Origin of the sequence: Bacillus sp. FSL R9-9492 (assembly GCF_038007365.1) — a bacterium.
GTDB classification, from domain to species: Bacteria; Bacillota; Bacilli; order Bacillales; family Bacillaceae_G; genus Bacillus_A; species Bacillus_A mycoides.
This window is the reverse complement of sequence record NZ_JBBOXC010000001.1, coordinates 3533800-3545611: the sequence shown is the minus strand read 5'-3', so window position 1 is coordinate 3545611 and position 11812 is coordinate 3533800. Positions and strand designations below refer to the sequence as shown.

The 11812-nt window shown below is 34.4% G+C and carries 11 protein-coding genes; 7 read left to right on the top strand and 4 right to left on the bottom strand.

The genetic code is table 11. The features are described 5' to 3' along the window. Nucleotides 1-159 precede the first annotated feature (159 nt). Nucleotides 160-1701 (top strand): alpha-amylase, encoded by a 1542-nt coding sequence (amyS, locus tag MKY70_RS18035; protein ID WP_088032378.1) that lies wholly within the window; start codon nt 160-162, stop codon nt 1699-1701. Between the two features lie 92 nt (nt 1702-1793). Here amyS and MKY70_RS18030 read toward each other — a convergent pair whose 3' ends face one another. After that, nucleotides 1794-2498: an exosporium leader peptide-containing protein gene (locus tag MKY70_RS18030; RefSeq protein ID WP_088032376.1), complete on the bottom strand. Its 705-nt coding sequence runs from the start codon at nt 2496-2498 to the stop codon at nt 1794-1796. Between the two features lie 449 nt (nt 2499-2947). Between MKY70_RS18030 and MKY70_RS18025 the strand changes: the two genes are divergently transcribed. The 4 genes from MKY70_RS18025 to MKY70_RS18010 all read left to right on the top strand — a co-directional run bounded on the left by MKY70_RS18025 (nt 2948) and on the right by MKY70_RS18010 (nt 7473). Then, nucleotides 2948-3664: a hypothetical protein gene (locus MKY70_RS18025; RefSeq protein WP_088032373.1), complete on the top strand. Its 717-nt coding sequence runs from the start codon at nt 2948-2950 to the stop codon at nt 3662-3664. Between the two features lie 505 nt (nt 3665-4169). Next, nucleotides 4170-6071 (top strand): endonuclease MutS2, encoded by a 1902-nt coding sequence (locus tag MKY70_RS18020; protein WP_341025433.1) that lies wholly within the window; start codon nt 4170-4172, stop codon nt 6069-6071. Between the two features lie 6 nt (nt 6072-6077). Continuing rightward, the gene (locus MKY70_RS18015) at nt 6078-6602 is read left to right on the top strand and encodes a GNAT family N-acetyltransferase (RefSeq protein WP_341025431.1); all 525 of its coding nucleotides are present in this window, start codon (nt 6078-6080) and stop codon (nt 6600-6602) included. A 160-nt stretch (nt 6603-6762) separates the two neighbouring features. Beyond that, a complete protein-coding gene (locus MKY70_RS18010; protein WP_341025430.1) occupies nt 6763-7473 on the top strand; it encodes a histidine phosphatase family protein in 711 nt (236 codons plus the stop codon). Nucleotides 7474-7538: 65 nt separating this feature from the next. Here MKY70_RS18010 and MKY70_RS18005 read toward each other — a convergent pair whose 3' ends face one another. Further along, nucleotides 7539-8504, bottom strand: a complete 966-nt coding sequence (locus MKY70_RS18005; RefSeq protein WP_341025429.1) for a quinone oxidoreductase family protein — start codon at nt 8502-8504, stop codon at nt 7539-7541. Nucleotides 8505-8626: 122 nt separating this feature from the next. Between MKY70_RS18005 and MKY70_RS18000 the strand changes: the two genes are divergently transcribed. Beyond that, nucleotides 8627-9520 (top strand): LysR family transcriptional regulator, encoded by an 894-nt coding sequence (locus tag MKY70_RS18000; RefSeq protein ID WP_113769628.1) that lies wholly within the window; start codon nt 8627-8629, stop codon nt 9518-9520. An 86-nt stretch (nt 9521-9606) separates the two neighbouring features. Here the strand turns inward: MKY70_RS18000 and MKY70_RS17995 are convergent, their stop codons facing one another. After that, nucleotides 9607-10140, bottom strand: a complete 534-nt coding sequence (locus MKY70_RS17995) for a GNAT family N-acetyltransferase (protein ID WP_060749130.1) — start codon at nt 10138-10140, stop codon at nt 9607-9609. Between the two features lie 525 nt (nt 10141-10665). Next, nucleotides 10666-11154 (bottom strand): DinB family protein, encoded by a 489-nt coding sequence (locus tag MKY70_RS17990; RefSeq protein WP_060749129.1) that lies wholly within the window; start codon nt 11152-11154, stop codon nt 10666-10668. Nucleotides 11155-11348: 194 nt separating this feature from the next. Here MKY70_RS17990 and MKY70_RS17985 point away from each other — a divergent pair, with 194 nt between their 5' ends. Next, nucleotides 11349-11804, top strand: coding sequence for a DinB family protein (locus MKY70_RS17985; protein ID WP_002033453.1), 456 nt, complete (start codon nt 11349-11351; stop codon nt 11802-11804). Nucleotides 11805-11812 lie beyond the last annotated feature (8 nt).

Sequence of the window (11812 nt, the reverse complement as noted above, 5' to 3'; positions counted from 1 at the left end):
GAATTTTAAACTATATGGGGTACTTGTGGAATAGTTGAATTCATATTTTGAAAAATAATGTGAGAGATTAAAAGATTGTTACTTTACTAACTGTAGAACGAATATTATAATAACTTTAATGAATTATGCAAACGTTTTCTTGAAGGGGATGGTGTAAATATGTTGAAAAGGATTACGGTAGTCTGTTTATTGTTTATTTTGCTTTTTCCTAATATATATGAGGGAAATAAGGCAGAAGCAGCAAAAGTGAACAATGGAACATTAATGCAGTATTTTGAGTGGTACGCTCCGAATGATGGGAATCATTGGAATCGTTTGCGTTCCGATGCTGAAAGTTTAGCTCATAAAGGAATCACATCTGTATGGATACCACCTGCATATAAAGGGACTTCGCAAAATGATGTAGGGTATGGGGCCTATGATTTATATGATTTAGGGGAGTTCAATCAAAAAGGAACGGTGCGGACGAAATATGGGACAAAAGCACAGTTGAAATCTGCAATTGACGCATTACATAAGCAAAACATCGACGTATACGGTGATGTAGTTATGAATCATAAAGGTGGGGCTGATTATACTGAAACCGTAACAGCTGTTGAGGTAGACCGTAACAATCGAAATATTGAAGTATCAGGTGATTATCAAATTAGTGCATGGACGGGGTTTAATTTTCCAGGGCGCGGAGATGCTTATTCTAATTTCAAATGGAAATGGTATCATTTTGACGGAACGGATTGGGATGAAGGAAGGAAATTAAATCGAATTTATAAATTTAGGGGTGTAGATAAAGCGTGGGATTGGGAAGTGTCTAGCGAAAATGGAAATTATGATTATTTGATGTATGCAGATCTTGATTTTGATCATCCTGATGTTGCGAATGAGATGAAAAATTGGGGAACATGGTATGCGAATGAATTAAATTTAGATGGCTTTCGTTTGGACGCTGTTAAACATATTGATCATGAATATTTACGCGATTGGGTAAATCATGCCAGACAGCAAACGGGGAAAGAAATGTTTACAGTAGCTGAATATTGGCAAAATGATGTTCAGGCTTTAAACAATTATTTAGCGAAAGTCAATTATAATCAATCTGTGTTTGATGCACCGCTTCATTACAATTTTCATTATGCTTCAACAGGAAATGGGAATTATGATATGAGAAATATTTTAAATGGAACAGTAATGAAAAATCACCCTGCACTCGCAGTTACTCTCGTTGAGAATCATGATTCTCAGCCTGGGCAGTCATTGGAATCTGTAGTAAGTCCGTGGTTTAAGCCGCTGGCATATGCATTTATTTTAACTCGTGCAGAGGGCTATCCTTCAGTTTTCTATGGTGATTACTATGGGACAAGCGGAAATAGTAGTTATGAAATTCCAGCGTTAAAAGATAAAATTGATCCAATTTTGACGGCACGAAAAAACTTTGCATATGGTACGCAGCGTGATTATTTAGACCATCCAGATGTGATTGGCTGGACAAGAGAAGGCGATGGTGTACATGCTAATTCTGGTTTAGCGACATTACTCTCGGACGGACCAGGAGGATCAAAGTGGATGGATGTTGGAAAGAATAACGCTGGGGAAGTATGGTACGATATTACGGGTAATCAAACAAATACTGTAACAATTAATAAGGACGGATGGGGGCAGTTCCATGTAAGTGGAGGCTCAGTTTCCATATATGTTCAGCAGTAAATTGGTGATGAAAAGAAGAGGTAGACTGAAATATAAGTTTCCTCTTCTTTTTACATTGTTATCATTCCTAAATCTTTATTTTAATAAATGAACTAGTCGACTTTTGAAACAACAAGAGATGCATTGGAATAAATAATGTCACCTGTGGCTTCTCTTATTCGTACTCGAAGGACATCTCCTTGGTTTAAAGGTAATAGATCAGTTCTAGCGGATGTAGTTCTTACCCCAGAACCACCACCAACTCGTGTTTCAATGGCGAATTGAATGGAATCATTTATTGTAAGGTTTAATATACTAGACGAAATAGCTTGTATCACAAATACAATTGAAAAAGATACAGAGTACACACCAGTGGTATCAATTGTAATGGAGTTGTCTACTGGGGTTAGAGTAGTTCCACTAACAGGTCCTGGAATTGTCAAATTAACATTTGTATTAACTACTGCTGAAAAACCGATACCTACTTCAGAAGTTATTGTTCCAAATACCGGGAGAATTCCTAAACCGGTCGCTCCAGTGGGACCGGTTATTCCGATTCCTGTAGCGCCGGTAGGTCCAGTTATTCCGATTCCAGTAATTCCTGTAACACCAGTAGGACCAGTTATTCCAATTCCAGTAGGTCCTGTAATCCCAGTGGGACCAGTTATTCCAACTCCAGTAAAACCTGTCGCACCGGTAGGTCCTGTGATTCCAGTAGGTCCGGTTGGGAATGTAAATGGTGGAATTGGTGGGAGTGTGGGGCCAATTAAATTTGGTTCAAGAGCAGGTCCATGTAAAATAATATTTTCTTTGCTCATATAGTAACCTCCTATGATTGCTTGTCATAATTATTAAATGTATTAGGGAAAGTAAATGACATTCGCAATAGCGGAGGCGCTTATTTAAATTTTTCGCAACGAAATTAAAGTTATTACTTTAAAGTTGGATACAATAAAAACCGTACTGTGATTGCTATAGAACTAAATATTAGTATGTTTTTAACATGATTTTAATAGATGTTATATTTGCTTTACGATAAAACGATTATATTGTAAAATTACACTATAAGTGTAAAGTGATAATAAATGGGTGTTTTTACACTTGTGGTTATTAGGGCTTTCTAAAGCAAGATGATGAGTTTTTATTATTCAAGTCAGCGAAGACAATTTGATGTAGCGGTTATTAGAAGAAGTTCTTTATATAAATCGTAATTTAAAATCCATAAGGACATTTCTGTATAGGCAGTAGTAGCAAAAGGAGACGCAAGATGAAAAGAACAAAAATGATATATATCATAATGTTTAGTTTATTCCTATTAACATCATGTGATATATCGAATGAAGAAATTGAACAAAAAGCACAAAGTTATACAAAATCGGAGTATGGTATTTCTGTTAAACTAAACCAAGTTGAAACACTGGATAATGGAAAGGATTTCCTTGGTCCAAAGGGACGGATAGCTTTTGTGCAGCAAGTAGATGAACCGTATTTGCAATTTCAACTTTATTTCGATGGACAAATCTCTCCAGAAGTAAATAATGATAACTATAAAATAAAAAAGGAAACAAATGATTTACAAGAAAAATTTAATAAATATTATGGGGAGAAAGGGAATAACACTATAATTAATTTTGATCAAATGCAGACAGGGGATACTGTTTTCGATAAAAATGCTGAGAAAGAAATAGCGAAGAAAAAATTGAAGCAGTATTATACGGCAGTTTTTAGAAGTGATACTGTTTTAGATGTAAATAATCCTTCACATATGGAAAAATTAGCGGAGGCTGCAAGAAGTATTCAGGAATTTAATAAAACAATTGATAATAATAAGAGTAGTGTGGAAGATATAACGATTCAGCTGCCAGACGTTAATAAGGATGTATTAAAAAATATTGCTATAGACTATATATTAACGGCTGAAGATGCGAAAAAGACCCTTGAGAAAAAGGCTAATTATATGAAAGTTTTACAGTCTACAAAATGAAAAAAGCATTATCCGAAAAAATTGACCTTCCTCAGGTGTGAAAGGCAATAGTCTGACACCTTTACTTCTTACAAAACATATAGTATGATGATTTCAGTAAATTAGATTTCAATGACCATAAAATATAAATTAATGAGAGGTGCTTTTTGTGAGTGCGGTAGGTACTAAATAGGAAAAATTTAATGAAATAAATCGGATAAGACTAGGGGATTTTTATGTACATCATACCCCTAACTTTGTCATGTATTTATTTCGATACCTATGAAGATACCTACAATACTTTATAAAGCGTGTAATAAGGGGATTGCCATCTGTTTTTATGGCTTATTTCCTCATATGTTATTACACATGCCTTGTAAATGTAAAAGCTGCGGTATCCCCGCAGCTTTTTTGTATATATTTATGATGTATAAAAATGGTAATTGAATAATGTAGAGCTCATTGGAATCTAATGAGTAGGTATCTTCATTAATGATATAAATCAATCATAGTGAGGAGAAACAAAATGAATAAGATGACTTTTGAAAAGTTACAATATAACGAATTAAAGGAAATAGTGAAATCATATTGTGTAAGTGGATTAGGAAAAGAATTAATAAATAAATTAGAGCCTAGTACGAGTATAAAAGTAGTGAGAAATCGTATAAATGAAACGACAGAAGCACGAGTTATAGTAGATGCGGAAGGGCATGTGCCTTTTTTCGGAATTTCTAATATCGCGAGTACAATTCAAAAATTAGAAAAAGGGATGATTTTAGATCCAGAAGAGTTAGTGAGTGTTTCAGACTTTTTACGTGGATGTAGAAAGATTAAAAAATTTATGTTAGATAAAGAATTCTTTGCGCCAGTATTATCTTCGTATGCAAATTCAATGACTGAATTTAAAAGTATCGAAGAAGAAATTAATTTTTCGATTAAGGGAAATAGCATCGATGCAGCGGCTAGTAAAGAGTTAAAACGAATTCGAAATAATATCGATGCTGTAGATGGAAAAATAAAAGAACGTTTAACGAAGTTTTTAAATAGTGGTGCAAATAAGAAATATATTCAGGAATTCTTTATTAGTAAAAAGGATGATCGCTATACGATTCCGATCAAATCCACCTATAAAAACCAAGTTGCGGGAAGTATTGTTGAAGCATCTGCAAAAGGTTCTACTGTATTTATAGAACCACATACGGTTACAAAGTTAAATGCGGAACTAGCAAGTTGGAAAGCAGAAGAAGCGATGGAAGAGTATCAAATTTTAGCAACTTTATCAGGAATGGTATTAGAAAACATTTATCATATAAAAATTAATATGGAATTGATTAGCCAATATGATATGGTATTTGCGAAAGCGAAGTTTAGTAAATCGATCGATGGAATAGAGCCGAAATTAAACGATCATGGCTACATTCATTTAGTGAATTGTAAGCATCCGCTTTTAAGTGGAAAAGTAGTGCCATTAAACTTTGAAATTGGTCAAGAATACCGTAGTTTAATTATTACTGGGCCGAATGCAGGCGGGAAAACAATTGTGCTAAAAACAATAGGATTGTTAACATTAGCGACGATGTCAGGCCTTCATATCGCTGGAGATAAAGATACAGAAATCGCTATTTTTGAAAATGTGTTTGTAGATATTGGCGATAATCAAAGTATCGAAAATGCACTAAGTACATTCTCGTCTCATATGAAAAATCTTTCTGAGATTATGAGGATGTCAAATAATAATACGTTACTATTGTTTGATGAAATAGGAAGCGGTACAGAACCAAATGAAGGTGCTGCACTTGCGATTTCTATTTTAGAAGAGTTGTATCTTGCGGGATGTATTACAGTTGCGAGTACGCATTACGGAGAAATTAAACGATTCTCAGAAATGCATGATGACTTTATGAATGCAGCGATGCAATTTAATAGTGAAACGTTAGAGCCACTTTATAAATTAGTAATCGGTAAATCAGGGGAAAGTAATGCGCTTTGGATTGCGAATAAAATGAATGTGAGAGAACATGTACTGCAAAGAGCGAAAGAGTATATGGGGAATAAAGAATACGCTATAGAAAAAGTGAATGAAAGTAAAATTAGAAAACCGAAATTAATGCAAGAAAAAAGAGAAGAGTACTATGAATACAAAAAAGGCGACCGTGTGAAATTGTTAGATCATAACGATTTCGGGATTGTATATAAGGAAAAAGATAATTTCTATAATGTCGTTGTATATTATAACGGTGAATTCGTTGAAGTGAATGTAAAACGTATTACTTTAGAGGTAGCGGCGAAAGAATTATACCCAGAAGAATATGATTTAAATACACTATTTGTTGATTATAAAGAAAGAAAAATGCAACACGATATAGAGCGCGGATCGAAAAAAGCGCTTCGTAAAATTGAAAAAGAAATAAGAAAGAATAGAGGATAATATAGAATGGTAACGATTAGACAAGAACAACAAAATGATTATAGTAAGACTGAAGAAGTTGTAAAAGAAGCGTTTTTAAATGAAGAATTCAGTGATAAAACAGAACATGAACTTGTGAGTCGCATTAGAGAATGTGACGGATTTGTTCCAGAATTATCAATCGTTGCAGTAGATGAGGAAATAGTCGGGCACATTATGTTATCAAAAATTACGATAGAACAAGACGGGGCTACTGTAGATTCATTAGCACTTGCACCGGTATCAGTTGCTCCAAGCCATCAGAAAAAAGGAATTGGCGGAAAACTTATCGTAGCTACTTTAGAAAAAGCGAAAGAACTAGGATATGAATCTGTTGTGGTATTAGGGCATCCAGAGTACTATCCGAAATTTGGATTTAAAAAAGCAAGTGATTGGAATATAAAAGCACCATTTGAAGTGCCAGATGAAGTGTTTATGGTGATGGAGCTAAGAGAGAATGCTCTTCAAGGTGTAGAAGGAATTGTACAATATTCGAGTGCTTTTGCTGAGTAGGAGTATCGATTAAGAAATGTAATCATAAAAGATGCTATCTTTTTGTAGGGATATACAGAAAGATAGCTTTTTTTATTAAGGAAATTCACTTACGTATATTTTGCTCAATGAATAATTGAGATGGTAAAATTGATATAGAAATGTAAAGGGAGAGAATAGAATGAAGAAGCGAGAAACAGATAGCAATGAGAATGTAGTTACGTTATATGTTACAAGACACGGTAAAACAATATTAAATACGAATCATCGCGCGCAAGGTTGGGCAGACTCTCCGTTAGTAGAAAAAGGTGTTGAAGTTGCCTCTAATTTAGGAACGGGATTAAAAGATATTCATTTTACGAATGCGTATAGTAGTGATAGTGGCCGAGCGATTGAAACTGCTAATTTAGTATTAAAATATAGTGAGCAATCAAAGTTGAAACTTGAGCAAAGAAAAGATTTACGAGAATTAAATTTTGGTATTTTTGAAGGTGAAAAACTTGAAAATATGTGGGATGTGATTGGAAAAGCTGCGGGCGTTGCATCACCAGAAGAACTCATGAAGTTTTCTATTCAAGAAGTAATTAATCTGATTAGAGCAGCAGACCCTACGAAACAGGCGGAAGATTGGGAATTATTTTCTACTCGTATAAAAGCAGAGATTGATAAAATTAGTGAAGAAGCTGCTGGAAATGGAGGGGGCAACGTTTTAGTTGTAGTTCATGGACTTATGATAACTGCATTAATAGAAATGATAGATCATAGTAAAACAAAACTTGGAGTGGAAAATGCAAGTGTAACGAAAGTTTTATATCAAGATGGGAAGTATACGGTCGAATCGGTTGGAGATATGAGTTATGTTGCAAAAGGGAAAAAAAGTGTGGAAATATAAAAATATCTCAAATAGTAATAAGAAAAGGAAGGTAGAGAAATCTAGCTTCCTTTTCATTTTATGAATTATGGGATTAATAATATCTTTCCTGTACTTTTTCTGCTCTCTAATAATTCATGAGCACGAGCACCGTCTTGTAAAGAGAATGTAGTAGGGCTCGCAATATTTAATTTTCCAGTAGCGATCCAATCAAATAATTGAGTAGAGCGCTTTTTACGTTCTTCATACGTAGTAAGAACGTTCCAAAGGTCTCCGCCAGTTAAAGTTTTTGAAGTATCCATAAGCATACGTGGATCAACTGGTGTAGGATTACCACCGGCCATTCCGTAAAATACGACAGTACCACCAATTTTAGTAGCGCTAAAGCTTTCCGCGAGTGTAGAGCCTACTGATTCATATACAACATTTCCCCCGATACCATTTGTTATTTCAAGTACTTTTGAATGCCATTCTTCAGTATATAAAAATACATGGTCAGCACCAGCTAACGTGGCTACTCTTGCTTTTTCGTTTGATGACGTAAGACTGATTACTTTTCCGCCTTGTAATTTAATCATTTGAATAAGAAGTTGACCAACTCCGCCAGCCGCAGCGTGTACTAGAGCTATATCACCTTGTTTTATTTGATAGCTATCTTTCGTTAAATAATGTGCTGTTAGACCTTGTAATAAGACAGAAGCAGCTGTTTCAAAAGAAATAGAATCTGGAAGCGGAATTGCTTTCTCTGATGGAACAGCAACTAGTTCTGCATTTGCGAATGGAACGTCAGCAAATGCAATACGATCTCCAGGATGGATAGTAGTAACTTCAGCACCTACTTTTTCAACAATCCCAGCTCCTTCATAACCTAATATATAAGGCGGATTGCCAGCGAGATGATAATCGCCGCGGCGTCTATAAATATCAGCGAAATTTAAACCGATTGCTTGCATGCGAACAAGAACTTCATTTGGATTTATGATTGGATCATGTATTTCTTTATATTGTAGTACATCTGGACTTCCAAACTGTTCGAAACAAAGTGCTTTCATATGGAATACCTCCATTTTATTGTTTGTCGATGCTATTTATCATACAATACAAATATCAATAGACAAAGAGGATTATTTCGATGAAATCAATCGGAAATATCGATTGAATAGAGGGATGATAAATGGAAATAAAACAATTAATTACATTTAAGGTAGCCGCAGAGACTTTGAACTTTACCCAAACTGCGAAAAAATTAAACTTTGCCCAATCGAGCGTAACAGCGCAAATTAAAACGTTAGAAGCTGAGCTCGGTACGCCGTTATTTGAGAGATTAGGAAAACGTCTTTTCTTAACTGAAGCAGGAAGGAAGTTTCAACTATATGCTGATAAGATGATTGCACTCAGTAACGAAGCGAAAATGGCTGTGAAAGATGATGAAGAAATAGCTGGTACGTTAACGATTGGTGCACAAGAAAGTCAGTGTACATATAGGCTTCCATCTATATTAAAGAGGTTTAAAGCACAATTTCCACAAATAAAACTTATATTTAAACCAGCGCATTCCAATAAAGATGCGAAGGAACAATTGATGGAGGGGAAAGTAGATCTTGCATTCATTTTGGACGAATGTAAAACGGAAGATGTTTTGCATGTGGAGCCACTTATGAAAGAAGAATTAAAAGTAGTAGCTGCTCCAGGGCATCGTTTACTCGAGCAAACTTCTGTTTCTATAAAAGATTTAGAGAAGGAAACACTTTTATTAACAGAACTAGGGTGTTCATATCGGACTTTATTTGAAGAGTTATTTCGTACTGAAGATGTATATCCGGCAAATAAGATCGAGTTTGTTAGTGTCGAGGCAATTAAACAATGTGTCATTGCAGATTTAGGTATAGCCGTGTTACCAGCTATAGTAGTAGAAAAAGATATACGAGAAGGGACGATAAAAGAGTTACATTTAGAAAATGCAATCTCTCCGATTTATACACAAATCGCTTGGCATAAAGATAAATGGATGACAGCGCCGTTGCAGCAATTTATTGATGTAACGAGGGCGTCTTTTACAAGGGGTTAAGTGGAGAAATATTTGTTTCAAATGAAAGGGAAATAGCATTTTTGTATAGGGAGAACCGATGCTTGAATGAAGTAAGTATCGGTTCTTTATAGTATATTTTTATAATCACTTTTAAGTATGGCCATAATAATTTCATCCGAGCATTTATCGTTATAAAATAAGGATTGACGTAATGTTCCTTCTTTTACAAACCCAACCTTTTCATAAGCTCTAATTCCACGTGAATTATGGCTAAATACTTCTAACTGTAAACGATTTAATGTGAGTTGTTCAAAAACAAAACTTAAAACTATTTTCATAGCTTCAGTCCCGTAGCCTTTTCCTGTTAATGCAATAGAAAGCATCGATATTCTGAATCCTGCTCTTTGATTCTCCTCATCGATATCTAAAATCGACAACTCTCCAATCATTTCGTCAGTGCTTTTTAAACAAATAGCGAAATCATAGCGACTTGAATCATTATTTATATTATCTATATGGATCTTAATTTGCGCTAATGAAAAAGTAGGCTTGGTTCCAGTCATGTATCTTATTTCTTCATCCATTGTACTTTCTAATATAATGGGCGCATCTAGCTTGCAAAGAGGTCTTAAATAAATTCTTTCACTCTCTAATTTCATTATAATTTTCTCCTTAATGTTATTAATCTAAATGGAATAAAAGTTTTATAAATAGTTGAAATTTTTTCGCTTGATTTTTAAAGCAGTTTAACTATGTGTTACAGCAGCACGGTAAGTATATAACTCCTCTTTGAATCATATAAAAACTCCCGGGAATTGTATTTGATGTATTGCTTGAAAAATATGAGTCTTAATCCGATATTACATGGATTTTATAATCGTAGGATATACCTAAAACAAATAATAAAAGTTTTATACACAATAAAATGTACCATTAAAATTTTTAATAATACTGTTACTATTGCTTTTCATTCCACTTTTAAATGAACATGAATTTCGTGTAGATATTAAATTAATCAATACGTACACGACACAAACATAACTAAATATAATAAAAGTCTTCAAGTTTGTGTCGCAAGGAAATTTACAAAACTATAAAACAACATCAAAAGTAATGAAGGGACTTTCCTTTACATAAATAATGTTAGTGACAGTTATAGTAGTTCATTTTTTAGAACAATTGAATTAACAAAGGTCTGTATCAGGAGGTGTGTATCCAAGGTGACGAGCCATTGATACAATTTGTCCTTTATGATGAAACTCATGTGTTTCCGTATGAGTTAAAAGCCATAGTGGAGTTGTGCTCCAAGGTTCTTTTTGCCATTTCACTTCATTTGCTATATTTTCGAGCCAACGGTCATTGTATTCATCTAAAAAACGCATTACAACCTCATCGACTAACTTAAATCTAGCACGAACTTTCTCGACATCTGCATGCTCAATTTCATAATCACTAGCAAATGAAAAATCTGCTCGTTTTTGCTTGAATGCGAATGATCCGAGCCAGTATCGATAGCAATCGGCTACATGAATATGCGTCTTTATAATACTACCGCTTCCGAAATTCGGAACAGTGCTGTGCAATTTTTCTAGTGGGATTTCTTCCAAAAACGAAAATAGAGTTTCTCTTGTAGAGCTAATAAGATTATATTGTTGTTTTAAAATATCTACCATGCCATTACACTCCTCTTTTGTTTACTAAAATATTTGCGCAGTAAGTAATTCTATATTTACGAGGAGTGAACCTTTTTATTAAGCATATAAGGTGTGTTTTTTAATTGTTTCTGATAAATTAAACAAGATGAAACTTTAATAAGTGGAACATTTTTAACTCATAATAAATTGTACATAAAAAAGGAGACGATAAAATGAATAGAATAATTGGTTTAAAACAATTTGAAATAACGCGTGGGGCATTACTTCAATTTATGGAAACGTTAGATGACAAAACTGCGGATACGCAGCCGGAGGGCTTTAACAATACAATTCGCTGGCATATCGGTCATGTGTTAACGGCAGCAGAAGTTTTCATGTTTGGAAAAGAATTTAAACAATTACCAACTGAATATCCAGGTATGTTTGGATATGGTTCAAGACCATCTAAATGGAAAACAGAAGGGCCATCATTAGAAGTGTTAACGGTTCAATTAAAAGAACAAGCGAAGCGCATTCAAGAAATTCCAGCAGAAGCATTTGAAAATAAACTTCCAGAGCCATTTTTAGGGTTGGAAACAGTTGGAGAGCTTTACGGTATGATGCTTTATCATGAAGCAGACCATATTGGGCAAATGAAGGCGATGGAACGTATTATTAAGGCTCTTTAGTTTTGGGT